This window comes from Hyphomonas atlantica corrig. (assembly GCF_017795365.1).
In the GTDB taxonomy this organism is placed as follows: domain Bacteria; phylum Pseudomonadota; class Alphaproteobacteria; order Caulobacterales; family Hyphomonadaceae; genus Hyphomonas; species Hyphomonas atlantica.
Map to the genome: position 1 here is coordinate 1,133,785 of NZ_CP051254.1, position 26,944 is coordinate 1,160,728.

The 26,944-nt window shown below is 59.8% G+C and carries 29 protein-coding genes; 21 read left to right on the forward strand and 8 right to left on the reverse strand.

What is annotated here, in order from left to right; translation table 11 throughout:
- Positions 1-114 precede the first annotated feature (114 nt).
- The 10 genes from HF931_RS05725 (at position 115) to HF931_RS05770 (ending at position 9,511) form a co-directional block, all read left to right on the forward strand.
- Positions 115-861 carry a Bax inhibitor-1/YccA family protein gene (locus HF931_RS05725; protein WP_035547567.1) on the forward strand — a complete coding sequence of 249 codons (747 nt, stop codon included), beginning with the start codon at positions 115-117 and terminating at the stop codon, positions 859-861.
- Positions 862-943: 82 nt separating this feature from the next.
- Positions 944-1,489, forward strand: coding sequence for a GNAT family N-acetyltransferase (locus HF931_RS05730; protein ID WP_273242360.1), 546 nt, complete (start codon positions 944-946; stop codon positions 1,487-1,489).
- A gap of 86 nt (positions 1,490-1,575) precedes the next feature.
- Complete coding sequence (locus HF931_RS05735) at positions 1,576-2,178, forward strand: peroxiredoxin family protein (RefSeq protein ID WP_273242361.1); 603 nt, start codon at positions 1,576-1,578, stop codon at positions 2,176-2,178.
- A gap of 70 nt (positions 2,179-2,248) precedes the next feature.
- Complete coding sequence (locus tag HF931_RS05740; protein WP_273242363.1) at positions 2,249-3,673, forward strand: M28 family peptidase; 1,425 nt, start codon at positions 2,249-2,251, stop codon at positions 3,671-3,673.
- Between the two features lie 9 nt (positions 3,674-3,682).
- Positions 3,683-4,213, forward strand: coding sequence for a hypothetical protein (locus tag HF931_RS05745; protein WP_273242364.1), 531 nt, complete (start codon positions 3,683-3,685; stop codon positions 4,211-4,213).
- Between the two features lie 10 nt (positions 4,214-4,223).
- On the forward strand, positions 4,224-5,462 hold the full coding sequence (locus HF931_RS05750; RefSeq protein ID WP_273242365.1) for a murein hydrolase activator EnvC family protein: 1,239 nt from the start codon (positions 4,224-4,226) through the stop codon (positions 5,460-5,462).
- A gap of 27 nt (positions 5,463-5,489) precedes the next feature.
- Complete coding sequence (locus HF931_RS05755; protein ID WP_273242367.1) at positions 5,490-6,812, forward strand: S41 family peptidase; 1,323 nt, start codon at positions 5,490-5,492, stop codon at positions 6,810-6,812.
- Positions 6,813-6,893: 81 nt separating this feature from the next.
- Positions 6,894-8,195: a divergent polysaccharide deacetylase family protein gene (locus tag HF931_RS05760; RefSeq protein WP_273242369.1), complete on the forward strand. Its 1,302-nt coding sequence runs from the start codon at positions 6,894-6,896 to the stop codon at positions 8,193-8,195.
- The gene (locus tag HF931_RS05765; RefSeq protein ID WP_035547556.1) at positions 8,192-8,707 is read left to right on the forward strand and encodes an RNA pyrophosphohydrolase; all 516 of its coding nucleotides are present in this window, start codon (positions 8,192-8,194) and stop codon (positions 8,705-8,707) included. The genes HF931_RS05760 and HF931_RS05765 overlap by 4 nt, the downstream gene beginning before the upstream one ends.
- A 27-nt stretch (positions 8,708-8,734) precedes the next feature.
- The gene (locus HF931_RS05770; protein ID WP_273242371.1) at positions 8,735-9,511 is read left to right on the forward strand and encodes an alpha/beta hydrolase; all 777 of its coding nucleotides are present in this window, start codon (positions 8,735-8,737) and stop codon (positions 9,509-9,511) included.
- A 53-nt stretch (positions 9,512-9,564) separates the two neighbouring features.
- Here the strand turns inward: HF931_RS05770 and folE are convergent, their stop codons facing one another.
- Positions 9,565-10,182 (reverse strand): GTP cyclohydrolase I FolE, encoded by a 618-nt coding sequence (gene folE / locus HF931_RS05775; protein WP_035548292.1) that lies wholly within the window; start codon positions 10,180-10,182, stop codon positions 9,565-9,567.
- Positions 10,183-10,556: 374 nt separating this feature from the next.
- Between folE and cysS the strand changes: the two genes are divergently transcribed.
- From cysS to HF931_RS05805, 6 genes are all read left to right on the forward strand, one after another.
- Positions 10,557-11,942 (forward strand): cysteine--tRNA ligase, encoded by a 1,386-nt coding sequence (gene cysS / locus HF931_RS05780; protein WP_273242373.1) that lies wholly within the window; start codon positions 10,557-10,559, stop codon positions 11,940-11,942.
- A 194-nt stretch (positions 11,943-12,136) separates the two neighbouring features.
- A complete protein-coding gene (locus HF931_RS05785; protein WP_345906739.1) occupies positions 12,137-12,598 on the forward strand; it encodes an iron-sulfur cluster assembly scaffold protein in 462 nt (153 codons plus the stop codon).
- A gap of 1 nt (position 12,599) precedes the next feature.
- Positions 12,600-12,947 (forward strand): membrane protein insertion efficiency factor YidD, encoded by a 348-nt coding sequence (gene yidD, locus HF931_RS05790; protein ID WP_273242375.1) that lies wholly within the window; start codon positions 12,600-12,602, stop codon positions 12,945-12,947.
- A gap of 278 nt (positions 12,948-13,225) precedes the next feature.
- Positions 13,226-15,208 (forward strand): threonine--tRNA ligase, encoded by a 1,983-nt coding sequence (gene thrS / locus HF931_RS05795; protein WP_273242377.1) that lies wholly within the window; start codon positions 13,226-13,228, stop codon positions 15,206-15,208.
- 40 nt (positions 15,209-15,248) lie between these two features.
- Positions 15,249-16,496, forward strand: coding sequence for an O-antigen ligase family protein (locus tag HF931_RS05800; RefSeq protein ID WP_273242379.1), 1,248 nt, complete (start codon positions 15,249-15,251; stop codon positions 16,494-16,496).
- Positions 16,493-17,302 (forward strand): glycosyltransferase family 2 protein, encoded by an 810-nt coding sequence (locus tag HF931_RS05805; RefSeq protein WP_273242381.1) that lies wholly within the window; start codon positions 16,493-16,495, stop codon positions 17,300-17,302. The genes HF931_RS05800 and HF931_RS05805 overlap by 4 nt, the downstream gene beginning before the upstream one ends.
- On the opposite strand, the gene HF931_RS05810 is transcribed toward HF931_RS05805, so the two are convergent.
- Positions 17,299-17,745 (reverse strand): cupin domain-containing protein, encoded by a 447-nt coding sequence (locus HF931_RS05810; RefSeq protein ID WP_273242383.1) that lies wholly within the window; start codon positions 17,743-17,745, stop codon positions 17,299-17,301. The two genes, HF931_RS05805 and HF931_RS05810, sit on opposite strands and share 4 nt — an antisense overlap.
- Positions 17,745-18,518, reverse strand: a complete 774-nt coding sequence (gene gloB / locus HF931_RS05815) for a hydroxyacylglutathione hydrolase (protein WP_272981832.1) — start codon at positions 18,516-18,518, stop codon at positions 17,745-17,747. Before gloB ends, HF931_RS05810 begins: the two co-directional genes overlap by 1 nt.
- Before the next feature lie 38 nt (positions 18,519-18,556).
- On the opposite strand from gloB, the gene HF931_RS05820 reads away from it, so the two are divergent.
- Both HF931_RS05820 and HF931_RS05825 read left to right on the forward strand, forming a co-directional pair.
- Positions 18,557-19,300 carry a class I SAM-dependent methyltransferase gene (locus HF931_RS05820; RefSeq protein WP_035547530.1) on the forward strand — a complete coding sequence of 248 codons (744 nt, stop codon included), beginning with the start codon at positions 18,557-18,559 and terminating at the stop codon, positions 19,298-19,300.
- A 68-nt stretch (positions 19,301-19,368) separates the two neighbouring features.
- Entirely contained in the window at positions 19,369-19,713 is a 345-nt protein-coding gene (locus HF931_RS05825) for a P-II family nitrogen regulator (RefSeq protein ID WP_035547527.1), read from the forward strand.
- Here HF931_RS05825 and HF931_RS05830 read toward each other — a convergent pair.
- A complete protein-coding gene (locus HF931_RS05830; protein WP_035547524.1) occupies positions 19,710-20,087 on the reverse strand; it encodes a DUF983 domain-containing protein in 378 nt (125 codons plus the stop codon). The two genes, HF931_RS05825 and HF931_RS05830, sit on opposite strands and share 4 nt — an antisense overlap.
- A gap of 196 nt (positions 20,088-20,283) precedes the next feature.
- Between HF931_RS05830 and HF931_RS05835 the strand changes: the two genes are divergently transcribed.
- The 3 genes from HF931_RS05835 (at position 20,284) to msrB (ending at position 22,050) form a co-directional block, all read left to right on the forward strand.
- The gene (locus HF931_RS05835; protein ID WP_272981834.1) at positions 20,284-21,231 is read left to right on the forward strand and encodes a prephenate/arogenate dehydrogenase family protein; all 948 of its coding nucleotides are present in this window, start codon (positions 20,284-20,286) and stop codon (positions 21,229-21,231) included.
- Entirely contained in the window at positions 21,218-21,457 is a 240-nt protein-coding gene (locus tag HF931_RS05840) for a DUF2164 domain-containing protein (protein WP_272981835.1), read from the forward strand. Before HF931_RS05835 ends, HF931_RS05840 begins: the two co-directional genes overlap by 14 nt.
- A gap of 68 nt (positions 21,458-21,525) precedes the next feature.
- Complete coding sequence (msrB, locus tag HF931_RS05845) at positions 21,526-22,050, forward strand: peptide-methionine (R)-S-oxide reductase MsrB (protein ID WP_272981836.1); 525 nt, start codon at positions 21,526-21,528, stop codon at positions 22,048-22,050.
- Between the two features lie 7 nt (positions 22,051-22,057).
- Here msrB and HF931_RS05850 read toward each other — a convergent pair whose 3' ends face one another.
- The 4 genes from HF931_RS05850 to HF931_RS05865 are packed head-to-tail and all read right to left on the reverse strand — an operon-like array spanning position 22,058 to position 26,896.
- Positions 22,058-23,386: a M23 family metallopeptidase gene (locus HF931_RS05850; protein ID WP_273242390.1), complete on the reverse strand. Its 1,329-nt coding sequence runs from the start codon at positions 23,384-23,386 to the stop codon at positions 22,058-22,060.
- Positions 23,386-24,030 carry a hypothetical protein gene (locus HF931_RS05855; RefSeq protein WP_273242392.1) on the reverse strand — a complete coding sequence of 215 codons (645 nt, stop codon included), beginning with the start codon at positions 24,028-24,030 and terminating at the stop codon, positions 23,386-23,388. The genes HF931_RS05850 and HF931_RS05855 overlap by 1 nt, the downstream gene beginning before the upstream one ends.
- On the reverse strand, positions 24,027-24,602 hold the full coding sequence (locus HF931_RS05860) for a hypothetical protein (protein ID WP_273242394.1): 576 nt from the start codon (positions 24,600-24,602) through the stop codon (positions 24,027-24,029). Before HF931_RS05860 ends, HF931_RS05855 begins: the two co-directional genes overlap by 4 nt.
- Positions 24,602-26,896: a S8 family peptidase gene (locus tag HF931_RS05865; protein ID WP_241764121.1), complete on the reverse strand. Its 2,295-nt coding sequence runs from the start codon at positions 26,894-26,896 to the stop codon at positions 24,602-24,604. Before HF931_RS05865 ends, HF931_RS05860 begins: the two co-directional genes overlap by 1 nt.
- Between the last annotated feature and the right edge of the window lie 48 nt (positions 26,897-26,944).

A 26,944-nucleotide genomic window follows, 5' to 3' on the forward strand; every position in this document is an offset into this window, starting at 1 on the left:
AGCCCGTTCGGGTCATCTACCGGTTCAGCTTGCGAAAATCGCTGGTCTCACCCATATTCACAGCAAGTTTGGCGGGGAAATCCCCGCCGATCACACAGAAAGGGTAATCTACCTATGAATGACTTTAATCGTGCCTATTCGCCGGGGCCGACTGGCCAGACGATGGACATGTCGGTCAATGAGGGCCTGCGCAGCTTCATGCTGGGCGTCTACAACAAGATGGCGCTCGGCCTGCTGCTGACTGCGGCGCTGGCCTATGCCTTCGGTGCGCTCGTACCGGAAAGCGTCACCCTCACACTTCTGACCGGGCCGATCGGCCTTGTCATCATGTTTGCCCCGCTGGCAATCCTGCTTCTGTCCGGCTTTGTGATGAAGAATCCGTCGCCGACGGCGGCCAATCTCGTCTACTGGTCGGTCGTCTCGCTGATTGGTGTCGGCATGGGCGCTATCGTCTATGTGTACGCGCGCCAGCCGGACGGCATGTTGATCGTGTCAAAGGCTTTCCTGACCACGGCCATCGCGTTCGGGGGCCTGTCGCTCTACGGCTACACAACCAAACGTGACCTTTCCGGACTCGGCGTATTCCTGATCATGGGCGTCATTGGCGTGATCGTGGCGTCGGTCCTGAACATGTTCATCTTCAAGTCGAGCATGTTCCACATGGTGATTTCCGTGGTCGGTCTGCTCGTATTTGCTGGCCTCACCGCCTACGACACGCAACGCCTGAAGAACATGTACTTCCAGATTGCCGGCAATGCCCGCGCAATGGCCGTTGCCACCACTTTCGGTGCACTCAGCCTGTACCTGGATTTCGTGAACATGTTCCAGTTCCTGCTCGCCATCATGTCGGGCCGCGACTAGTCAGATCGGCGTAACGCATTTAGATGAGGCCCCGCCTGCAAGGCGGGGCTTTTTTTTCATTGTGCCGCAGAGGGAGATTGTCATGGCGATTGGTCCAATCCTGGAGACGGAACGTCTCGTCCTGCGACCTCCGGCCAAAGAAGATCTACCTGCCTGGAATGCCTTTCATTCCGATCCAGAAGTCATGGCGCACCTCGGCGGCGTTCAGGGGCCTGAACTGACCTGGCGGTCAGTCTGCGGCATGGCGGGCGCGTGGACGATCGAAGGGTTCTCCATGTTCTCTGTGATCGAGAAGTCGACAGGTGCATGGGTTGGCAGGCTCGGGCCGTGGCGTCCGGCTGGATGGCCCGGTACCGAGATTGGCTGGGGGCTTGCGCGCTTGGCTTGGGGGAAGGGCTACGCCACTGAGGGCGCGTCGGCCGCGATGGACTATGTGGTCGATATCCTCGGCTGGACCGAAATCATTCACACAATCCTGCCGGAGAATGTGGGCTCCATCCGCGTGGCAGAACGCCTTGGCAGCCGGTATCTGCGCAAGGAAAAGACTCCGCCACCTTTCGAAGGCATGATGTGGGATGTCTACGGACAAACGGCCGATGAGTGGCGGGCGCGTCGCGCTCACGCCTGATCAAGCCTCTGTGAGGTGAGGGCATTTCGTCTCGCCAGCGGCGTTCCGGGCGCTTAAGCCTCATCGGAGATTTCAGGAGACGCCCCATGATCCGTACAATTCTGCCCAGCCTCGCAATCGCTTTGACCGCCTTACCCGCAAGCGCGCGCGAAACTGTCGAGATGCACGCAGAGGAAAGCGCGACTGCGCCTGCCATCCCCACGCCGGATGTCGGCCTCGCCATCGGTCAGACTGTTCCGCATGTCGAACTGGTTCGCGCGGATGGGGTCATTGCTGACCTGCCTGAACTGATGGGAGAGAAGGGCGCCGCAATTGTGTTTGTCCGGTCGGTAGACTGGTGTCCTTATTGCCAGAAACAACTGAAGCAGATCGACGAAATTGCAGGGGAATTGTCTGAGCTAGGATGGCCGCTCGTGGCAGTTTCCTATGATGATTCCGAGTTGCTGGCTGAGTTCTCGGAAAAGCATGGCCTTTCTTATGAATTCGCATCCGATCCGGAGTCTCAGGCCATCAAGGACTTTAACCTCCTCAATGAGGGGATGACTCCCGGTTCTCGCTACTATGGCGTGCCGCACCCGGCGATCTTCTTCGTGGACACCGATCGCTCGGTCCGCGCTGTTCTGCGCGAAGAGAGTTACAAGGACCGGCCCGCCATGGAGATCGTGCTGCATATTGCAGCCCAACTCTAGGAGAGGGGTGTTCATCGCGCCGTCTTGCCTTGTAAGCTTCATGCAACGTGGGACTGGCAGGAGGAAAGCGATGAAGAACCGCAGGGCAATTGCGAGTGTGCTTGCGAGCGCGTGGATACTGTGTGGGCAGGCATCACTGGCGCAGGACGTTGCGCTTCCGGAAGACATTGCCGCGACCACGCAAGGCCTGATCGATGCCGGCCTTCAGGATGACGTCGGCCTGAAATTCGTCGAGGATCTGACCACGGAGATCGGCGCCAGGCTCGCCGGATCGCCTGATGAGGCGCGGGCGCGTGTCTGGTCGATCAATGAACTCAAGGAGCTGGGCTTTGACGCTGTGCGCGTGGAAGACTTCACCATTCCGTACTGGGCACGGACGCGGGAAAGTGCGCGCGTTACCGGGCCAAATGCACAGGATCTCGTCATCACGGCCTTGGGCGGCAGCCGCGCGACGCCGCAAGGCGGACTGGAAGCGGAACTTGTGCGTTTTGAATCGCTCGCGGAGCTGCAGGCCGCTGACCCTGCCACCATCAAAGGCAAGATCGCGTTCATAGACGAGCATATGTACAAGACGCAGAATGGAGCGGGCTATGGGCTGGCCGTGCGCAAGCGTAGCGGTTGCGCCAAGGCTGCGGCTGAAAAGGGCGGTGTCGCGTGTCTTATCCGGTCTGTGGGAACCCAACCGCGTCGCATGCCCCATACCGGCGGCATGTCACGCGAGGGCGCGCTTGGCGATCTACCGGCAGCCGCGCTTTCCGGCCCGGATGCAGACCAGCTGACCCGCCTGCTCGCGCGGGGGCCTGTCTCGGTGAATCTGGATATCGGGGTGGAGTATGCCGATGCTGCGCCGTCAGGAAATGTGATTGCTGAAATCGAGGGAACGGACCTGAAAGACGAGATCGTCCTGATCGGATGCCACCTCGATAGCTGGGATCTGGGCACAGGTGCACTGGATGATGGCGCCGGGTGCGGCATCGTTGTCGGTGCGGCAAAGTTGATCGCGGACCTGCCGACCAAACCGCGCCGTACGATCCGTGTGATTCTCTATGGTTCGGAAGAGGTCGGCCTGTTCGGCGGCGCGGCATATGCCCGCCAGCATGCTGAGGAGCTCGACCAGCACGTACTGGCAGCTGAAAGCGATTTCGGGGCAGGGCGCATCTGGCGGTTCCAGACGAATTTTGGCGACTCTGCTATGCCCTATGGGGCGATCATGAAAGAGGTTCTGATGCCTCTGGGTGTTTCGCCAGGTGACAATGCCGCTGGTGGCGGGCCGGACATCGGCGTGCTGCGCCGGGCAGGGGTGCCAGTCGTAACGCCCGGTCAGGACGGCCGTGACTATTTCGACTATCACCACACGCCAGACGACACTTTCGACAAGATCGACGCCGAGGAGTTTCGCCAGAACGTGGCTGTGTACGCGGCGTTCACCTATATCGCAGCCGATACAGGCTGGAATTTCCGAAACGAGCCGATGAGCCCGGTGGGCACAGAATAGGCGCCTCGCGTGGCGGCTGCTGACAAGATCACGCCAGCTCTGGCAGGTGCCTTGGAGGCGCTGAAACTGGCGAGGCGGGAAGTGGCCGAGGTCGAGCGCGACCCGGAGCGCTGGCGTTGGGTGAGCGTCGGTCTTGTTACTGCGCTGAAATGCGCAGCCATCGCGGCGCTGTCAGCCTATGAGACGGCAAACGATGCCGACACGCTGGACCTGAAGTCGCCGACGAAGGTGGCGCCTTTGAAACTGTTGCTGCGCCGCGCTCGCTCTGACGAGTTTCTGCTGCCGCCGGAACAATTGCCGACAACGGCGCGCCAGATCGAAGCGGTCTTGAGACTGGCGGCCTATCGAAATGATGTGCTTCACGGAGGGGCGGGGGACCGCGCGGCGTCTATCGTGGGAGACGCGAACACTTGCGTGATCCTGATCCGGCATTTCCTGGAAGTTGCGCCAGCCTTTGATCCATCTGACTACGCCGTCCATTGCGCTTTGGTGTCGGATGAGTTGACAGCAATCGAGGCAGCGTTGAGGCAACTTGGTTAATATTGAAGTCATGACCAGCTGCGATAAGGGCAGGATGCGCGCGACGTGCCGGTCTCTTGTGTTCCTGTTTTCTGCGTTCGCCCTGACGGCGGCGATGCCGGAGACGTTTTCGCGTGAAGAGCTCGACGCGCTGGAAGCTGAGCGCGTTGCGGCAGAGCGCAAGCTGGAGGCGCTCGAAAGCGCTGGCGAGACAGCCCTCAGCGACATCAAGAATATTGATACGCAGCTGATCGCGGCGGCAATGGAATCCCAGCGCCGGGAAGAACAGGCTTCGAGTGCCGAAAAATCCCTGATCGATCTCGGGACGCGGCGTGTGTCGGCGCAAATGAAATTGCTTGAGAACCGGCAGGCACTTGAAGACCTGCTTGCCGCGCTCGCCGCATCGAACAGGCGCAAGCCACCTGCGCTGATTGTATCCCCCAATAAGGCAAATACCGCTGTGCGCCGTGCCATTCTGATGAGCGAAACGACGCCGCGTCTTGCCTCCCAATCAGAAGAACTAGCAAACGAAATCGAATGGCTGAACGAACTGGAGCGGCGTATCCGGGGCGAAAAGGCGAGACTGGAAGCAGCGGAGGCCACCCTTGCGCTGAAACAAGTCGAGATCGAGCGGCTGGCCGCAGCCAAGCGCGGCAATTTCGAAGACTTGTCGGGAGACATTGCTGCACTAAAGGCCCGGGCGGCGGAAATCGGCGCGAAGGAGCAGGATCTGCGATCCTTGCTGGAGTCGCTCGAGGCCCAGGCCCCGTCTGCGCCCGGTGTGAAACCTGAATTGCGGCCACGCCTCGTCTCCAACTCGCCTTCGTCGCGCCAGTCTTCCTCTTCCATCCAGCGCTCACCTTCTACGCGACCGCTTGGGAAGGCGGTGTTGGGCGCGCTCAAGCCGCCAGTCGCGGGGCAGCTGGCAAGGGCGTTTGGGGAAAAACTGCCGACTGGCGGAAAATCGGAATGGGTGGCTTTCGCCACGCGGGCCAATGCGCAAGTCGTCGCGCCTGTAGGCGGTACAGTGGAATATGCCCGCCCGTTCCGGACGTATGGATCAATGTTAATTTTGCGGACGAGTGACGGCTACCATGTTATTCTTACAGGTATGAGCCGGATCTATGTCACTGAAGGCCAAGGCGTTTCTGCAGGCGAGCCCGTGGGCCGGATGCCCGACCGCGCAGACCCCGTTCCCGAATTGAATATGGAATTAAGGCTTGGCGACAAGGTGATGAATCCGGCAGACTGGTTACCAGGCCGGAGCTAAGGTCAAAGGATTATGGAGGACTTCAATATGCGTTCACTACTGACGGGGGCTGCCCTCGGTGTCGTATTGGGTGGCGCAGCTGTCGGGTTCTCTGCCTTTGCGTCGCCGGAAGACCGTGCGGAAGACCCACGGATGATCACGTATCAACAGCTGGACCTGTTCGCTGAAATACTGGCCCGCGCCCGTCAGGACTATGTGACCGAGATTGACGAGAAGGCCGCGATGAAAGCCGCCATCAATGGCATGCTGACCTCGCTTGACCCGCATTCAAGCTATCTCGATCCCGATGATTTCCGCTCCATGCAGGTGCAGACCAGCGGGGAATATGGCGGGCTCGGCATTGAAGTCACGATGGAAGATGGCTTTGTGAAGGTGATCTCGCCGATGGATGATACGCCAGCCAGCCGGGCTGGAATTCAGCCGGGCGATCTGATCACAGCCATCAATGGCGCGCCGATCATTGGACAGACCCTGAATGATGCCGTGAAGGAAATGCGCGGTGAGAAGGGGACCGATATCGACATCACCATCCTTCGCGAAGGTGTTGACCCATTCGATGTGACGCTCACCCGCGAAGTTATCCAGCAGAAATCCGTCACCTGGAAGATGCAGGAAAACGACATCGGCTATATCCGCATTTCGACGTTCAATGAGCGCACGACACTGCTGCTGGAAGAGTCGATTGAGGAAATTGCCAAGGAGACTGGCTCGCGTCCGCGTGGCTTGATTCTTGACCTGCGCAATAATGGCGGCGGGCTGCTCGATCAGGCTGTTTCCGTGTCTGACATGTTCTTGTCAGGCGGTGAGGTCGTGTCCACACAAGGTCGCCGTATCTCGGATATGGAGCGCTATAATGCCCGGTCTGGCGAAGTCTTCAAAGGCACGCCAATGATCGTGCTGATCAATGGTGGGTCAGCGTCTGCGTCAGAGATCGTCGCTGGCGCACTACAAGATCGCAATCGCGCGACCGTGATTGGCACAACCAGTTTCGGCAAAGGCTCAGTGCAGACAGTCATCCCGCTTGGCGCAGATCGTGGCGCAGTTCGCCTCACCACGGCGCGCTATTACACGCCGGCCGGTCGCTCGATTCAGGCGCTTGGCATTGATCCGGATATCGAGATCACGCAATCACGCCTGACCGAAGAAGAGCTTGCCCGCATCAAGCGCTGGTCGGAAGCAGACCTTCCGCATGCGCTCGCCAATGAAGATGGCGAGGCTCGCCAGGACATCTCCATGCCGGACGAACAGCCGCCTGAAGACTGGGATGGTGAGGACTATCAGCTGAAAAGAGCTGTGGAAATGTTGAACGAAGGCACTGTTACCGCCAGTGCAGTTCGCCGAGCTGGTTAACGAGATCTTTGCAACCTGTTAACCAGTTGGATGCAATTCTGTTCGTTCGGAATGCACCAATCTGATTAATGAGGTCCATGAATGGCTAGCCGCAGGGATGCCGACCCGTCTCCATTGCGTTCGGGTCTGACTCATACCGGATTGAGCCTGCTCGTGTTCGGAGGCATCGCCGCCAGCCTTGGCGCTGTGATCCATTATTCCGGCAATCCGGCAAATTCAGGCCCTCGTGAGGTGCTTGCCCTGTTCGAGACAAGTCAGGGGTCGCAAGCCAATCTGAAAACGCGCCTTAAATCGGAAACGCCGACCGGCGTTGCGGCGACGGTCGTTCTGGCGGATGACGACACCATCGGCATGCAACCCACACTGGGCGTGGAATACAGCGAGGCGCCGGTTTTGGCTGCCGAGGCCCAACCAACAGGTCAGGGCGATGAAGATTCAGCGGGTGCAGGCATTCGCATCAACGGCACCCTGGTGCGGCCGGGCGAGTCCTATGGGGAAATAACCCGGATCACGTCGCTCGACCCCGCGCCAATTTCCGGTCTGTCAGAGCGCGTGAACGGGCTGACCCTGCCGCGTATCTCTGCTGAGGGCCGGGCACCATCAGACGTGTACGCGCGCCCCTTTGCCAATCCGGGCAACCAGCCGGTTGTCGCGCTCGTCATCGGCGGGCTCGGCATCAATGCCACACACACGAAAGCCGCGATCAACGAGCTTCCGCCTGAAGTGACGTTGTCTTTCGCGCCGGACGCCGGGAACCTCCAATATTGGGTCAATCAAGCGCGCGAGAAGGGCCATGAAGTCCTGATCGAAGTGCCGATGGAGGCATTTGAGTACGGGCGTATGAAGATGCACCCGCAGACGCTGTTGGCAAATGATGATGGTACGCGAAATATTCCGCGGCTTGAGCGTTTGCTCAGCCGTGCAAGCGGCTATTTCGGCATTATCAACTATCAGGGTGCCAAGTTTGCAGAAGACACAGGCGCGGTGAACTCGGTTCTGGACATTCTCAAGGATCGCGGTGTCGCGCTGATAGAAGATGGCAGCTTCTCTGGTGGTGCATTTGACACGGCAGCTGGCCAGACGAATCTGAAATATGCGCGTGCAACCAGCACGATCGACGCCAAAATGAACGCGGATGATATCCGCAATGAGTTGCTTGGTCTGGAAACACTGGCCAAGGAAAGCGGCGGTTCGATGGGGGCAGGGTATGCCTACCCGCTAACCATCGAGATCGCGAAGGATTGGACGAAGGATCTGCAGAATCGCGGCGTTCTTCTTGCCCCTGTCTCAGCGCTGACCGCTGAAAAGTCTGCAGAAAATGACGCGCTGCAGCCGGTGAAGACTGGAAGCCTGATGCAGGCTCCGCTAAACCCTGAAGGGTGAGCGTAACAATACCTGATCCAGACCTGTATCGGCCGAATGTCGGCCTCGCCGTGTTTTCAAAGGCGGGGCATGTTTTCATTGGCCGCAGGATAAATGGCCGTGGGGCTTTCCAATGGCAGATGCCGCAGGGCGGGATCGACAAGGGCGAAACACCGCTTGTTGGGGCGCTACGAGAACTCGAAGAAGAAGTCGGAATTCCCGACAAGCTCGTAGACGTTCTCGAAGAGACATCCGACTGGCTCTACTATGACTTTCCACATGACGTGAAAAAGCGCTTGCCGGGGCCTTATATCGGGCAGCGGCAGAAATGGTTCGCGTTGCGCTTCAAGGGCTCTGACAGTGATGTGCGCCTGGACCGGCACACGCCGGAATTCGATGCATGGCGCTGGGCACGTCTTGAGGAAGTTCCGTCCATGGTCGTACCTTTCAAGCGGATGGTGTACTCCGAAGTGGCCGAACGGTTTCGGACCTGGTGCGAACCGGTTCCGGGTCACAAGGAAACCCAAGGCTAGAGACCAGCAGACCTGAAGGGCGCCCTGATGACAAAATCCCTGTTGATGATCCATGGTATCGGGTGCGGCGGAGAGATTTGGGATCGCATGCGGCCCGGCTTTGAGGCGGCTGGCTGGCTCTGCGAAGCGCCAACCCTTTTTCCGGAACGCCGCGTTCCCGAGAACCCACCTGAATCGCTCGCGGAACTTGGCCTGGATGATTATGTCTCGGCAATGGCTGACAAAGCGCGCGCGATGGCGGACGAGACGGGTGCGCCGCCCGCGGTAATTGGCCATTCGATGGGCGGTCTCATTGCGCAGTGCCTGGCAGAGGAGGGGCTTGTCAGTCAGGCGGTGTTCCTTACGCCTGCGCAGCCCAAGGATTGCGCTGTGGTGACGCTGTCGGTTGCGTATACTTTCCTGAATATCCTGATCGGACGTGACCGCACCAAGGGGTACAAGATTTGGCAGTCAGGCTTCCGGTATGGCGTGCTCAACAAGGTTGCGCGTCGTCGGCATGCGGAAATCTATGCAAGTGCCCTGTATGACTCGGGCAAGGTTTATGGCGACATATCCGATGGCATTGAGATTGACGAATCCCTGATCAAGATTCCTACACTGACCATCGCGGCAGGAGCTGACCGCGCCACGCCTGCCAAGGGAGTTCGGAAGGTCGGCGAGAAATACGCCAAGAGCCCCGTCGCCGGAGACTTCCTGGAGTACAAGGATAACGCGCACTGGATCGTTGATGAGCCGGGCACGGACAAGGTTGTGGCCGATATTGTCGGTTGGCTGGAGCGGGCTAGGCTTCAAGAGGCCCCATAAAGAAAAGCCCCAACCATCCGGTCAGGGCTTTCCTGTTTCGATGAAGATGCGGCTCAGCCCTTGCCAGCCATGCGCAGGAAGCGGTTGCGCAGGTCTGCATCAGATTTGAACACGCCCGTGAATTGCGTGGTGATCGTGCTGACATCCTTGTGGTGAACGCCGCGCGTGGACATGCATTCGTGGACGGCATCAATCAGGACAGCCGTGCCCATAGGGGCCAGGCTTTCGGTGATCGCATCACAGATTTGCGCTGTCATGGTTTCCTGTGTCTGCAGGCGTTTGGAAAAGATCTCCACGACACGTGCCAGTTTGGAAATACCCACAACGGCTGCCGATGGCATGTAAGCCACGTAAGCCTTGCCGAGGAAAGGCGCCATGTGGTGTTCGCAATGGCTTTCCACGTCAATGCTGCGCAGCATGACGATGTCGTCATAGCCCTGCACGTCTTCAAAGGTGCGTGACAGGTACTTTACCGGGTCTTCGTCATAGCCGGAGAACCATTCCTTGTAGGCATTGACCACGCGTTTTGGCGTATCAAGCAGGCCTTCTCGCTGTGGATCGTCGCCAGCCCATGCAATGAGCGTGCGAACGGCCTCTTCAGCTTCCTGAACGGTGGGGCGCTTCACAGGCTCAGCGCGTGCCTTGTCTTTATTGGGAGTGATGGCGTCCATTGCCATGATTGAAGTTTCCTTCGACTGAGGGACGGGGGTCGAGCCGAGGCTTGGTCTGGGAAAGCGCGTTCATCTTGCTCCCCTGCCCGGACTTAACGCCCGCCCGGAGTTGATACCCTCAGGGCGATATGAGGAACATAAGGGCGTGAATGCCCTGTTTCCAGCCCTTTCTACGGTGACGTTGCGCCAGTGGATGAGTCATTTCTTGGCTTTTTTGTACGTCAATGATACTGGCTCGCGGATGAAAACGATCCGATTTCACCGCTGTTCTGCCTGCTGCTGTTGCTGTTGACGCCTCAACGCGCCATTAGGGCTGGCCATATATTCCCGAAGCCAGCGCATTCCTCAGACTTTCGAAATCGAGCCATAAGACCATGACAATCCGCCTTTATGACACCGCCGCGCGTGAAAAGCGCGTATTCGAGCCGCAGGATCCGGCCCGGGTCACGATGTATGTCTGCGGGCCAACCGTCTACAACTACGCCCATATCGGCAATGCGCGCCCGCCCATCGTATTTGACACGCTGCGGCGTCTGCTGATGCGGGTGTATGGTGAGGAAGCTGTCGTCTATGCACGCAACATCACCGACATCGAAGACAAGATCATCAAGGCGAGCCAGGAGAGCGGTCAGCCGATTGCGGAGATCACCCGGAAATTCGCGGACATCTACAATGCTGACACGACGGCGCTGAACGTTCTGCCTCCGAGCATCGAGCCGTGGGCGACGCAGCATGTCGGCGAGATGATCGACATGATCGAAAAGCTTGTTCGCAAGGGCTATGCCTATGTCGGCAAGGAAGGCGTCTGGTTCTCCGTCAAGACCATGTCCGACTATGGCAAGCTGTCAGGTCGCAAGCTGGAAGACAATGAAGCCGGCGCGCGGGTTGCGGTCGATGCGGACAAGCGCGATCCGGCAGATTTTGCCCTCTGGAAGTTCGCCAAGCCCGGCGAGCCGGAAGACGCGATCTGGGATAGCCCGTGGGGCAGGGGACGCCCCGGCTGGCATATCGAATGCTCGGCCATGGCCGCGAAACATCTTGGCAAGACGATCGACATTCATGGCGGCGGGATTGATTTGCAATTCCCTCATCATGAGAACGAGATTGCCCAATCCGAATGTGCGCACGGCGAGGTGATGGCGAATTACTGGTTGCACAATGGCTTCCTCGACATGGGCGGCGAGAAGATGTCGAAGTCTCTCGGCAATGTCGTCCTGGTTCACGACCTGCTCCAGAAATGGCCGGGCGAGGTGCTGCGCTTGGCGATGTTGAGCGGGCATTATCGCGCGCCCCTGGATTGGACCGAAGACCTGCTGAAGCAGGCAAAGACGACACTCGACCGCATCTATGGCGCACTTCGCCGGGTCTGGGCCGCTGAAGGCGGAGAGATCGATGACCGCGGCGTGTTTGATGCGCTGTGTGATGACCTGAATACGCCGGAGGCGTTAGCGTCCCTTTCCCGTCTGGCAGGGGAAGCGAACACTGCTGCCGACAAAGGCGATGTTGACGCCATGGCGACAGCGCGCGCCAACCTGCTGGATGCAGGGGCTTTTCTCGGCCTGCTGACGATGACGCCGGCAAGCTGGGAACAGGGCGGCGATGATGACGACAAGGCGCGAATTGATGCGCTTGTTCAGGCCCGGATTGATGCTCGCGCGGCAAAGGATTGGGCAGAGGCAGATCGCATTCGCGATGAACTTGCTGCCGAAGGTATCGAGATCATGGATGGGGCAGGCGGCTCGACCTGGAGACGGGCCTGACAGCGTTGCCCATGACGGAAGCTTTATTTGACCTTAAGCGCGCCGTTCGGTCTGGTGCGGACCGGGCCTGAGCGTCCCGATTTCAATGCAAGACACACTTCGCCGCCTGATGGGCCTTCTGGTCATCATCAGGCGGCTTTTTTCGTCACAGCTGCAATGGCTTGCAAGAGGGGCGACCCAGAGCCATGTTCCGGGTGATGAGCGAGCTATATCACAATCGGGTTTTGGAACTGGCAGCAGGCATCCCGCATGTCGGCGACCTAGAGTCGCCGGACGGGTCCGTGCTGAAAGTGTCCCGCGTTTGCGGATCGACCGTGAAAGTGGACCTGACACTGGACGAGGCAGGCGAGCGCGTGACCGCAATTGCTGTAGATCCCAAGGCTTGCGCGCTGGGGCAAGCCGCGACGTCGATCCTGGCCGAACATGCCGTTGGCGCGACGATTGAAGAAATCATCGCGGCGCGCGATGCGCTGAAAGACATGTTGAAAGACAATGGCCCCCCACCGGAAGGCCGGTTCTGGGAGCTGCGCCATCTTGAGCCCGTGGCGGACTATCCACCGCGGCACACATCGACCCTGCTGGCATTTGAGGCGGCTGTCGCGGCCATCGATGAGGCACTCGCCAGTCGCGGATTGTCGCGAGCGGCAGTGAATTGAGATGGCCGGGCTGAGGCGGCACGCGGCGGAGAGCCTGCTTTGGCTCTACAAACACGGGCCGAGCCAGATTTTCTATGCCTTCGGCGCACGTTGCCAGCACACACCGACTTGCAGCGAATATGGCGCTGAATGTGTTGCGCGTTTCGGTTGGTGGCCGGGCATCTGGATGGCGCTGGCGCGGTTTATCCGGTGCAGGCCGGGGGGAAGCCTCGGAAGAGACCCCGTACCTGAACCCCTGCCGAAAGTGCCATTCTGGCAGCCCTGGCGATATGGAGAGTGGTCAGCCGGGAAGGTGATGGCGCGAATTGAAAAGCGGAACGCAACGTGCCATAGGGACCTCAATGAGTGATATTCGTTTCTTCTTCGGCCCTGTTGGCCTGACCACACGAACTCGCCGGGGTGCCTGACGCGCCCTTGGCCGCGCTGCTGCGCGCCCGCATCACGCACCCGTAAAACAGCCCGAAATGAACCCCGGACTCTGGTTCCGGCCTGCCAGACTGCACGTTCAATGTGTATGGGGTGGGAAATCTGGTGAAGTCGCGTTAAGCAGTCGCCGGATAAAGGGCCAGACCGGAACCGAATTTGCCGCGCTGCCTGCAGCGCCGATATGCACGAAAAGACTGAACCATGATCAAAGTTTCCCTGCCAGACGGCTCCGTTCGAGAATATGAAGACGGTGCGTCTCCGTTCGATGTCGCCAAATCGATTTCCAACTCCCTTGCAAAGAAAGCGCTCGCCGCGCGAGTGGATGGCGAATTGAGAGATCTGATGCGCCCGCTTGAGGGGGATGTCAGCATTGAGATTGTCACGGCGAATGATGCCGATGGGCTTGAACTGATCCGTCATGACGCGGCGCATGTGCTCGCCCAGGCGGTGCAGGAACTCTATCCCGATGCACAGGTCACGATCGGACCGGTGATCGATGATGGCTTTTATTACGACTTTGCCCGCGAAGAGCCTTTCTCCACGGAAGACTTCGAAAAGATCGAGAGGAAGATGCGCGAGATTGTCGACGCAGACTATCCGATCATCCGCGAAGTCTGGGCGAAGGAAGATGCCATCGAGACGTTCAAGAAGATCGGCGAAGACTACAAGGCTCAGATCATCGACGACATCATCCCGCCGGGCGAACCGATCACGGTCTACAAGCAGGGCGAGTGGTTTGATCTGTGCCGGGGGCCGCATCTGCCATCGACGGGCAAATTGCCAAAAGCCTTCAAACTGATGAAGTTGGCGGGTGCGTACTGGCGCGGGGACTCGAAGAACGAGATGCTGCAGCGCATGTACGGCACGGCCTGGGCGAACGAGAAAGACCTGAAAGCGCATCTCACGCGTCTGGAAGAGGCCGAGAAGCGCGACCACCGCAAGCTGGCCACGCAGCTGGACCTGTTCCATCTCGATGGCCTCGCTGCGGCGGGCTCCATCTTCTGGCATCCGAAAGGGTATCAGATCTGGCGTCAGATTGAATCCTACATGCGTCGCCGCCTCGATGCGGCAGGCTATGAAGAGATCAAGACGCCGCAGCTGATGGACTCCGTTCAGTGGGAGAAATCCGGTCACTGGGGCAAGTATCGCGAGAACATGTTCATCGTTCCGGATTTCATTCCGGAAGGGGATGAAGGCGTTGAAATCTCCGTGCCGGAAGATGCCAAGCTGATGGCGCTGAAGCCAATGAACTGCCCGGCGCATGTCGAAGTGTTCAAGCAGGGCCAGAAATCCTATCGTGACCTGCCGCTTCGCCTTGCAGAATTCGGATGCTGTCACCGCAACGAGCCGCATGGCGCGCTGCACGGCATCATGCGCGTTCGTCAGTTCACGCAGGACGATGCGCATATCTTCTGCCGTGAGGACCAGATCGTCGAGGAGTCGATCAAGTTCTGTCGCCTCTTGGAAAGTGTTTATCGTGACTTCGGCTTTGAAGACATTGCGGTGAAACTGTCCACGCGTCCGGATGTGCGTGCCGGCAGTGACGAGACGTGGGACCGGGCCGAGAAAGGCCTTCAGGAGGCGGTCGATGCGGCGGGCCTGCCATGTGAGATCATGCCGGGCGAGGGGGCATTCTATGGTCCAAAGCTGGAATTCCAACTGACGGATGCGATTGGCCGCGTCTGGCAGTGTGGCACGCTGCAGCTTGACTATGTGCTGCCTGAGCGTCTCGGCGCAGAGTACACAGCGCCGGATGGATCGAAACAGCGCCCCGTCATGCTGCATCGCGCGATCCTGGGATCGATGGAACGGTTCATCGGTATCCTGATCGAAGAGTTTTCAGGTGCGTTCCCGCTCTGGCTATCGCCAGTGCAGGTCGTGGTTGCGGCCATCACGGACGCGGCCAACGATTATGCCGAAGAGGCCGCCGAGGCCCTGCGGAAGGCTGGGCTGCGTGTCGAGACGGATCTTCGCAATGAGAAGATCAACTACAAGGTCCGCGAGCACTCCGTTCAGAAGGTCCCGATCATCGCGGTCGTCGGCGGACGTGAAGCGGAAGATCGTACGCTCGCGCTTCGCCGCCTGGGCAGCAATGGTCAGCAGATGATCTCTCTGGATGATGCATGTGTAGACCTCGCGCAGGAAGCGCTGGCGCCTGACCTGAAGGTCAGCAGCGCCGAATAGACAGGTGACAGGCCGGGCAGATCAGGAAAAGATGCGTGGCATGAGTTACGCACCTTTTCTTGCTGCGGCATTCCTGTTGTGGCCGATTACCAGCATGGCGGGCACGCAGGGCAATCCACTCTTGCTTGGTCTTGCGGCTGTTCCTGTACTGTTTATTGCACGACCCGGAGTTCGGCCGAAGGCGTATGTCCTGGCGGCACTCGCATTCATTGCCTGGGCCGTGATAACCGAATTCTGGTCTCCCGGGTCGAGAGGAATCATCAGCGGCAGTCTCTTCGGAGGTGACCTGGCGATTCGGTCAGCCGGATTGCGACTCGCACTCGTCCTCGCATTCGCAGTTTTACTGGTGGGCGGTCTGCTTAAAACTCAGGAGGGGCGCGCTCAGGTGTCGTCCCGTATCATGCTGGGAAGCGTTTCGATTCACGGTGTCATGGTCTGGCTCAGCCCTTTCCTGGCGGCATCTGTCATTCCGTTTTTCTATGGTCACGATCCTGCGCAGTATCCGAGTGGGTTCCAGAATCTGGACCGGGGTGCCAATGCGTTCGCACTCGTGTTGCCCGTGCTCGCTGCATATCTGGGAACGCGGGCGGGTCTGGCCTGGAAGGCGCTCGCGCTTGTCGCTGTTTTGGCGAGCGTCGCCAGTTTTGCTTTGCTCGGAGTATCCGCTGCCATGTTTGGCGCGATCTTGATGTTGGTCGCATTTCTGGTGGTGCGCGTGTTCCCGAAATATGGATTGCGCGGCTTGTTCACCTTCGCCGCTGCCTATCTCCTGAGTGCACCGCTCTTGATCGGCGGATTGCTGGGCTTGGTAAAGGCAGCCGGGATCAATCTGCCGGGCTCCTTCCAGTCGCGCGCCTGGTCTTGGGAGGTTGTGATCGGAAAGATCGGAGAGGCGCCGCTGCAGGGGCATGGAATTGAGGCCTCGAAAACGTGGCAGGAGACCTATGCGGAGTATCCTGACTGGATGGCGCAGCTGCCGGACTTCTGGGCCTATTATCCCGTGGTGCCCGGACACCCTCACAATATGGCCTTGCAGATATGGGCGGAGACCGGATTGATCGGTGCGGCGCTTGCATCGCTGGCAATCCTGCTTCTTGGATGGACACTTCCCCTGGGCGACAGGTTGAGGGTTGATGTGCGCTATGCGACGGCGGGAATGCTCGCAGCGGCGCTGTGTCTTTTCAGCTTCTCCTACAGTGTCTGGAACGAAGCGTTCTGGGCGACTTTGGCGCTGGCCGTCGGCGCGCTCTTTCTTCTGTCACGGCGGGTACGGGAATCGCTTGCATGACCCTTCCAACAATTACGGCGATCGTGGTGAGCTATCACACCGGGCCGCGCCTTCACGAATGTCTGTATGCCCTGAAATCCGATCCGGACGTCTCCGAAATTGTTGTCGTGGACAACGGCAACCCAGTTGGTGAGCAGGAGTGGATTGATCGGTTCGTGGCAAAGTCTGACAAGGTTCATTTGGTCAGGGACGGGACCAATCCCGGCTTTGGCGCTGGCGTGAACAAGGGCGCCGCCGGCGCGCTTGGCAGGTTGTTGCTTGTGATCAATCCTGATGCCGTTCTCAGGCGCGGGTCATTGGCGCGCATGGTGGGCGCGATGGACCAGCGCGCTGAGCCCGTTCTGGTTGGCGGCAAGATATTCGATATTCATGGCCGGGAGGAACGCGGTGGCCGGCGCAATACGCTGACGCTTGCCCGTGCGATGGGGTTTGGGAAATGGACATTGGAAAACGACCCGCCTCCAAGAGAATCCATCGAAGTCGGGGCGGTTTCCGGTGCGTTCTTCATGATCGACCGTCAGGCATTTCGCAGCATGGGCGGCTTCGATGAAGACTATTTCCTGCATGTCGAAGACGTTGATCTCTGCCGCCGCGTGATCGAGATGGGCGGAAGCGTTGTGTATCAACCGCATGCAAGCGCGCTGCACTATGGTTCGACTTCGGATGTTCCATCTGATGCGGTTCTCGAACACAAGGCGCAGAGCCTGTCCCGCTATTTTCGCAAGTTTGCCAGGAGCCGGAGCGAGCGCTGGCTTGTAGCGATCCTGTCTCCGTTGATGAAACAAGCGCTAAAAATGCGTGGCTAGATGACCGGGCGCCACTGGTCTGGTGCGAGTTCGAAGCCTCCGAAATGAAAAGCGGGTGCGACGATGCAGGAAACAAGCGTCCACGCGCCAAGGGTTTCTGCTGTCTGCCAATAGTTTGCCGGAACGATTCCTTGAGGGGACTGGCCAGCGCGCAAATCCGGACCGAGGGTCATGGCGCGTGCCTCTTGTCCATCGGGTGGTGACAGGGTCAGGGACAGCGGACCGCCTGCATGCCACAGCCAGAATTCGTCTGCATCAACCCGATGCCACGCAGAGACTTCATCTGCCTGCAGCAGGAAATAGATCATTGTTGATGCGGCACGTTCCCCGTTGAGGGCAGGGGCGCGATAGGTTTCGCTGTAATGACCGCCTTCCGGATGCTTCCTCAGGCCCAGCATTCGAATGATCTCGTTTGCGCCGAGGTCGCCGGAAATGGCGGGCATCAGAAGCGGTCCTTTCGGGTCCGGATCTCCGCAAAGGTGTCAACTGTATTGCCCGGATGGCCCATGGCGCTTTGCAGCGCGGGATCATCGGCGCGCAGGAATGGATTTGTCGCAAGTTCCTTGTCGAGCCGAGTCGGTACAGTCGGCAGGTCGCGTGACCGGCGATCATCGATCCATCGAATATAATCCGCCAGATCGGTATTGTCCGGATCGATGGTCTCTGCGAACCGGGCATTTGCCTGAGTGTATTCATGTGCGCAGTACAATTGCGTCTCTGGCGGCAGGGATTTCAGCTTGGACAGGCTGTCCCACATCATTTCCATCGTCCCTTCGAACACGCGGCCACAGCCAAGTGCGAAAACGGAATCGCCGACAAAGGCAGTGTTCTGCTCTGCAAAGTGAAACGCGATATGTCCAAGTGTGTGGCCGGGCACATCCAGAACGACTGCTGTCGCGCGGCCAAGCTCAACGCGGTCGCCTTCCGACAATTGCACATCGATACCGGGAATTTTCTCGGCTTCGCCGGCGGGTCCGTAAATCGTGCAGTCGGTTGCGTCCTTGATCTTCAGATTGCCGCCGGCATGGTCCGGATGCCAATGCGTGTTCAGGATGTGGCTGATTGACCAGCCCATTCGATCCGCTTCTGCCAGGTATTTGTCGGCATCGGGCGTGTCGATGGCGGCGGTTTGTCCTGACCAGGCTTCATGCACGAGATAGCCGTAATTATCGTTCAGGCAGGGAAATTTGTGTATGTCGAGGGTGATCTTCGTCATCAGTGTCTCCAGCAGACCAGACTAGCACAGGGCCGTTCATGCGTCAGGATGCCGTCACTTTGCAACGTTTCTATGCCTCCGCCCTCGGTTTGGCGGCGGCGAGGATACTATCGGGCAAGCTGACTGACCTCTGGGGAGATGCGAGGGGACTGTCGCTACTCGGGCTTGGATACGCCATTCCGGTGCTGGAGGCTTTCGGTGGAACGCCCAGCCGCAGCGTTGCGGGGGTTCCGCTCGATCATGGGCCTGTGAATTGGAACCCGTTCGGCAGGGGAAACGCCACGGTTTCAGTCGGTGATGAACGATTGCCTTTCCCGGATGGCATGTTCGATCGCGTCATCGTGCTCCACGGATTGGAGGAGTCCGGCAATCCGCGCGCCTATCTGCGTGAGATCTGGCGCGTCACCGCCCCTGAAGGGCGTATCGTGCTGGCGGCGTCCAATCGGTCGGGTCTCTGGTCGCGTGCGACGCGGACGCCTTTCGGACAGGGCAGGCCGTGGACCAGGGCGCAGTTGATGAATTTGCTGTCCATCGGCCTGTTTCAGGTTACCGCCTCCAGCAGCGCGCTTTACATGCCGCCTGTGGCCACGCCGCTGGTCACGACCGCCGCAGAAGGTTGGGAAGTGATGGGGCGAATGCTTGCGCCGGGGCTGGGCGGTGTGGTGCTCGTGGAGGCTGTAAAACGCCTTTATGCCTCTCCAGGAGGCGGTGCGGAGGCACCTGTGACCGGAAAAGTGCGTTTGACGCGGCCTGCGACAACCAATGGTCGCGAAAGACATTGACGCCCCAACCGGGCGCTCTGTACTTTAGAAAGACCTAATAGGCATTACAGATCAAAGGATTGAGCGCCATGAAACTCGTAACCGCCATCTTCAAACCAAGCCGGCTGGATGCGGTCATCGATGCGCTGTCCGAAGCGGGCGCAACCGGTCTGACCGTCTCCGAAGTGCGTGGCTATGGTCGCCAGTTGGGCAAGACGGAAGTCTATCGCGGCGCTGAGTATGAAGTGCGCCTGCTGCCAAAAGTGAAAGTGGAGGTCGCATGTCCCGCGGCATCTGCTGAACGCTATGCAGAGGCGATCACGCAGGCGGCGAATACCGGCACGATCGGCGATGGCAAGATCTTCATCTACGATCTCGACAGCATCATCCGGATTCGTACCGGCGAGCGCGATGAACAGGCTGTTTCCGGCTAGTCTTCGCTGCCGGGTTTGAAGCTTGCCTCTTCCGCGCCGTGATGGAGCTGGAGGTTCAGCAGCACACCTTTTGCGACCGGGAGCAACCAGAGCGACAGTCCCACAACGGCTGCACACAGCACGATGAACGCAATGATCATCGGCACCAATGGCAATGGGCTCATCGGCAGCAGGAACAGGAATGGTGCGAGCAGCAACAGCACGCCAAACCCGACGAAAAAGGCGGGTCCGTCCGCCGTATCGGCTGATGACATGTCCCGCCCGCAAACCGGGCATGTCTCGTGCAGTTTGAGGTAGGAGCTGTACAGCTTGCCCTCACCACACTGGCCGCAGCGTTGTCGAATTCCGGATAGGATGGGGGAGGGTTGGCTCATCTGTCGATACCTTTGCTCGGTGTCGTATCGCGTTGCTTCGTGTCGTCATTTGTCGCGATATGTTGCGTTCTGTCGCTCAAATGTAAGTGTGATGTCGCGGCTGTCATCTGCGGTAGATGGTTGCAGGGACATCAGACCTTGACCAATCGCGCCGCATTCCGCACCAGAGCGAGCGAAATCTGACTGCAGGAACTCCATGACCAACCCCGTCTTTGAAAAGATCGCCATCATCGGCGCCGGCCTGATCGGCGCGTCCATTGCCCGGGCGACCCGCGCCTACGGGGCAGCGGAGACGGTCAGCCTGTATGACGCCGATCTGGATGTGCGCCAGCGTGCGGCCGCGATTGATCTCGGCAAAATCGCAGACGATCTGGCAACAGCGGTCGCGGATGCCGATTGCGTTATCCTGTGTGTGCCGGTTGGCGCGCTGAAAGCCGTTGCCGCTGAAACCGTTCCGCTGATGAAAGCCGGCGCGATCCTGACGGATGTCGGTTCGGTGAAGGGACAGGCTGCGGACGCGTTGGCCGCGGCGGCGGACGGGCGCGTTCACATAATTCCCGGTCACCCGATTGCAGGTACTGAGCAATCCGGGCCGGAAGCGGGCTTTGAGACCCTGTTCCGGAATGCCTGGCACATTCTGACCCCTCTCAAGGTAGACGGCGAGGAGTATGCCGAGGCGGTGTCTCGCCTCGAATCCTTCTGGACGCAGCTTGGCGCGACGGTCGAGACGATGGATGCCGCGCGGCATGACCGCGTTCTGGCGATCACGTCTCACCTGCCGCATCTGATTGCCTTCAACATCGTGGCGACAGCCTTCGACATGGAGACGGTGGAGCAGGGCGAAGTGGTGAAATACTCCGCCGGTGGTTTCCGGGATTTCACGCGTATTGCTGCCTCCGACCCGGTCATGTGGCGCGATGTGTTCCTCAATAACAAGGATGCCGTGCTGGAGTGTCTGGGCCGATTTTCTGAAGACCTGGCCGCGCTGCAACGGGCCATTCGCTGGGGCGACGGCGAGACGCTGTTCAATGAATTCACGCGGGCGCGCTCAATCCGGAAAGCCATCATTGATGCCGGCCAGGATTCCGGCGCGGTGAACTTCGGGCGCAACCAGCGCAAGGGAGACGGAGATGAAAAAGCTTGAGCTGACCGAAGAACGGCGCGTGACCTTGCGCGGGCATTTGCAAACCCTGTTTGCCACTGAGTTCGACGAACGGCTGAGCGATTTCCGCGCCGACGACATTATTGACCTGATGATCAAAACCCTTGGCCCGGCTGTCTACAATCAGGCCGTGGCCGATGTTCGGGCCCATTTGCAGGGAAAGCTGGACGATCTGGACGGTGAAGTCTGGGTCGAAGACAGCCACTGACACAGGTTTCACGCGCTTGTGTGTAGTGCGCGACTGAACCATGCGGCATGGTCCCGCGTATGAAACGCATGACCCAAACGCTTTCCCGCCGCGCGTTGCTCCTCACCGGGGCCGCCTCGCTAGGCCTTGCCGCCTGTTCCATCAATTCGACTTCTGAAGCGGCGGATGCCGAGAACGAGAACAATGAGGATCGCTATGCGGACTCAAAATGGCGGCAGCTGACCGAAGATGACTGGAAAGCGCGCCTCAGCGCGGCGGCCTATGGCGTGATGCGCAAGGAAGGCACGGAGCGGCCATTCACGTCTGACCTGAACAATGAGGCCCGAACCGGCACTTATCATTGTGCGGGCTGTGACCTGCCGCTGTTTTCATCGGATACAAAGTTTGATTCCGGCACAGGCTGGCCAAGCTTCTTCGATGTGTTGCCCGGCGCGATGGGGACCAAGCCTGACCGCAAACTTATCTATGTACGGACAGAATATCACTGCGCCAGATGCCTCAGTCATCAGGGCCATGTCTTCGAGGATGGCCCGGCGCCGACCGGCCTGAGATATTGCAACAATGGCGTTGCGCTGACCTTCAGACCGGCCTGACCGAAACCTATTCGATGATTTCCATGCCTTCGGGAATGATGAAAGGCGCGGTGGCCACCTCGACGCCCCCGGTTTCGATCACTTCGCCTGGCCCGCCTTCACGGCGCTCATAGGCCTCTGCCAGAGACAGATAGGGCGGGACATGGATCCAGCCTGAATTGGCATCATTCTGCGTGATCTCGAAGTGCAGGTGGAACGTGGTCGGAGTGCCTCCAAAATCGTTGGAGACATATCCAATGTGCTGGCCTGCGGTGACGGGGTCACCGGCCTTCACCTCCAGCTTGCTCATGTTCATGTGCATGTATTTGTAGATCCGGCCGCCCGCGCGCAGATTCACGCTATAGGTGCCAACATGAGAGATGATGCCGTCCTCCACAGCGACCACCTTGTGCAGGGCACGGTCCGCCGCTGATGTGCGGCGCAGCGTATTGCAATCCGCCGCTGTGCCGACACGAATGTCCTGCCCCTGATGAACCTTTGGAAGAGGGCAGTAGGGAGAGGTGCGATTGGCCGAGCGGACTTCGCAGAAATTATCTCGCCACGGATAAGTGTAATTGCGCGCATCGCATTGGTCGCCGCCTGCAACGCCGCCGCCAAAGCTGAACACTTGTGACTGAAGATAGGCCGGCGCATCCGCAATCGGGAAAACAATGTCGGGCGCATAGGCAATCTGGTCAGGCGAGCCCTGACCGGAGCCGGGCAGCAGTGCGCCGGCTTCGAAATAGCTGAAAGTGGGCTCGACAGGGTCCGGAAGGCTGGCTGTGTCGTCGCCACCATCATTCGCTGGCGTATCCGTATCGCCCGGCGTGTCCGGAGCCTGGGTGTCATCTGAGCCTGCATCGTCATCAGATGGGGGATTGGTGTCGGTATCGTCGCCAGTGTCCAGATCAGTGTCGATGTCTGTGTTCGGAACGGTGTCTGTGTCGTCAGGATTGTTTGTATCCGCATCCGGCTCGCCGTCGGTGGTGTCGTCCGCGGCGGGCGTGTCGGCGTCGTCTGCGGGTGCATCTGCGTCTGTATCAGTTGCCGCATCCGTATCGTCAGGAAGGTCGTCGCTTCCATCGTCTGGCTCTGCCGGATCATCCGTTACGGCATCAGTGGGCATATCCGGCCCGGCATCTACATCGCCGTCATCTGTGCCGGTGTCTCCACCCGTACCGTATGGATCATCCACGGGGGCAGAGGGCGGTGGCGGCCCCGGAGCGCCCGGCGGAACAGCCGGGCCAGTGTCCGGCGTTTCCGGGCTTGGCCCGCCATCCCCCGGAAATCTCACAAAGTCGCATGCGGCGAGCATCAGAGCGGTGCTCGCCAGTAGCAGCAATCTCGTTGGTTTCATCAACGCGTCCCCGCAATTACCAGCTTGTTGGTGACCTCCAGAGCTTCCTGCTCGGAGATACACTCGGCTTCACTTGTTGGCAGCGCCTTACACTCGAACTCGACGAGATAGTCAGCGCCATAACGTGAGAAGGAAACCTGGGCGCCGGTCATTGTAGACGTATAGGTCAGCACCGGTTCGGCCTCGTCTTCCGGGCGCGCATCGGCGCCGATCACTTCATTTGTTCCGTTTACGACGATGTCATAGTCGATGCCCGGATAGGCCGCGAAATAGCCATCGCTCATGGGCTGGAAGCGCACACCGCCCTCAGCGCCCTGAGGCACGACGATGCCGGTCGGCAGCAGGACCGGAACGGGCGGGGCGTTGCTGCCGGATGCGACCTGGAATCCGGTTTCGCTGTCTTCACTGGAGCGCGCGGCCATGTCGGCGCGGGCGGCTTCCCAGTCAATCGTAGCCGTGCTGGCCGTCATCACCGGGCGTTCCGCTTCGGTAGGCATCTCGACCTGCGCTTCTTCCTCGGGGGCAGGGGGGGCAGTGATTTCGACCGGTTCAGGCTCATCGGGGGATCTCGCGATCAGAAAATCGCAGGCCGTCAGGGAAACGGCGCATGCGGAAGCGATCAGGATCGTGCGGGTAGCAGTCATTTGCGTTTGTCCTCTCCGGGATGGGCAACAAAGTCCGGGTCTGCATAGGCAACCCCGTCGATCGACAGAATCCTTGTACGGATTTCCTCGATCCGGCCGCGCGTGGCATCGACCCCGGCGGGCAGCGTATAGGCAAGGCTGATCTCTCCGGAATAGCTCGCGCCGACGAGCTTGAACTCCTTCAGCGCCGGAATGTCTGCAGCGAGATCATCAAAGGCGGACAGCGCCGTGTCGCGGTCGCGCTTGTAGTTGCGGCAGATCGTGTCGATCTCCGGCCGCCCTTTGAGGCGAACGATGAACGTAACCTCTGCGGGGCCAGATGCGGCCGGGGCGTCTTTGGATGTGGAGGCCGCCTGAACCTGTTCCACGCCGACACTTCCGATTGGGGGGCGGGGATCCGTCTTTGGCGCCTCTACGGGAGAGACGACGCTGCCCTGCTGAATGGCCGGTTGCGGCGTATCCGGATCATCATTTGCCACGAAGACCAGGCCCACCGCGCTCCCCAACAGGGCGATTCCGGCAATGCCGAGGGGGCCGCCGACATGTATGGGGGAGGGGCGGCGCTTTGACATTACTCGCCGCCGCTACTCATCTTTTCCGGCACCAGCGCCAGGTCCAACAGGCCCTGACCGCACGGGCGTGAACACATGCCCTCGCTGCCTTCAATCGGCGTGGTGCCCGGATAGAGCGCGCAGGAGCCGGAGCATTGTTGCGCAGAGCGGGGCGACACAGCCGCCAGCAGAGTCGCCTTCAACTCGTCCGGCGTCGCGTCCGGGTCGCGGGCCTTTAACAGGGCGAGCGCGGCAGAGACATGCGGCGCTGCCATCGATGTGCCCTGTTCGAAGGCGTAGTAGCAATCTTCAACAGCATCGCCCGTCAGCGGGTCATAGCAATTGGTTGCGGCCTTGGTGGACAGCACGCCGTCCGGGCGACCATCGCCATTGTCATCACGCGTCAGATCCCCACCCGGTGCCAGAATGTCGACTTCCGGACCAAAGTTCGAATAGGGCGCGATCACGCCGCGGGCATCGCCTGCCGCCACTGTGATGACGTTGGCGCAGCCGCCGGGCGCGTAGTATTGCGTGGCGACACGGGCATTGCCCGCAGCGGACACGACGATCACGCCGCGTTCCGTGACGGAGTCGATGGCGTCCTGCAGAGAGGCCGGGCAGAATTCGAACAGGCCGATGGACAGGTTGATCACGTCCGCCGGATTGTCGTTCCAGATCTCGTTGCCTTCTTCATCTTCGGCCGGGATCAGGCCGCCCGCCCAGCGGATGGCATCATTGATGTCAGACAGTCGACCGCCGCATTTGCCGAGTGCACGAACGGGAACGATCTTCACATTCCACGCACCGCCCGCAACGCCGGAGGCATTGTTGGTGGCTGCGGCGCCGATCGTGCCGGCCACATGCGTGCCGTGGAACGTGTCAGCGGCATAGGGCACAGACGGGTCACACAGATCGCCGGGGTCATTCGGGTCGCTGTCACGACCGTCGCCATCATTGCCCATGCGCGGATCCGATACCATGTCCCAGCCCGGCGCGATGTTCGGGGAATCCTTGATGTCCGGGTGTTCCAGCTGCAGGCCGGTATCCACCACCGCAACGACGACGTCTTCAGAGCCTTCCGTTCCCTGACGGGTCCAGAAATCCTGGAAGCTTGAACCGCCAATGGATTCGCCTTCGCCGGAGCCATTGTTCTGGAAGTGCCACTGCAAATCCCAGAGCGGATCATTCGGCGTGATGGAGGCATCGGTGATGACATCTGGCGTCACGCCCGTGCCGGTAGTCGGTGTATCCGGTGTGGGTTTGCGGGCGAACTGGTTCTCGAAAATATAGTCTTTCTCGACATATTCGAATTGTCCGGACTCGCGCAGATCCTTCACGATGCATTCTGTGGCCAGGACCGGGCTCGACTGTACCTGCATCATGTCCGGATTGTCGGGGCACTCCAGCTTGGCATCGACCGCGAGGAAATTCTGCAGCGCGCTGCGCGGGGCACGCTCAGGCGTGAACTGGGTCGGGCTCGCGCCATCCTCGCCAATCTGGATGACCATCTGGCCCTCGCGCGACAGGGCAACTTCGCCGCCCATGCCATATTTTGACAATGTGTCGAGCATGACGGAGTTGGCATCACGCTGCGCGGTGATTGCATCGCGGCTGATGACGGAGCGGCGCGCCAGTTTGCGGGCAGCCTTCTGCTCGATCACCGGAGCGGATTCCAGCGAGCGAGTGTTCAGGGAACGGGTACGCTTGACCGGGGCTGGCTCGTTCGCGGCGGCTTGCTCCAGTTCGCGGGAAGCTTCCTCGATTTTCTGAAGGGTTTGCTCTCTGGCCGCGGGGTCCAGCTTGATTTTCGGCATCACGCGTGCGGGCTGTACCGTCAGGCTGCGTGTGGTGGAGGGCGCTGCGGGTGCGGGCGCTGTGATGGCGTCCATGTCTGCGTCCGGCGCGCTTTCCAGCGCGACCTCTTCCTCGGCGACCTCCTCAAGCGCTTCCGGGTCTTCCAGGAACAATGCGTCGTCTTCGACAACTGCCATCGCCTCGGCGGGCGGAATGTTTTTTGGTTTTGCGATGATGGAGCCAATGGCGAACATCGAGCTGGCGCTGGCCGTTTCGAAATTCATGTCGTTGCGCACTGTGCCGGCGATTGCGCGATCTGCGACGTCGACGGCTTCCAGTGCGTTTGGTGACGATGGCTCGACAATGGTCCGTCCGCTCAGCTGATCCAGGGTCGAATCGGCCAGATCGCGGGCGCGTTCGAGACGCAAATCCTGTTGGTCGCAGGATGACAGGGCGAGCAGGCCCGCCATGGCTGTGCCGAGTGCCAGTCCGGCTGGCTTAGACATCAATTTCCGCAGCATGTGAGATATCCCCGTGCGTTTCCCAAGATACTCCCAGCCTCTTAAGTT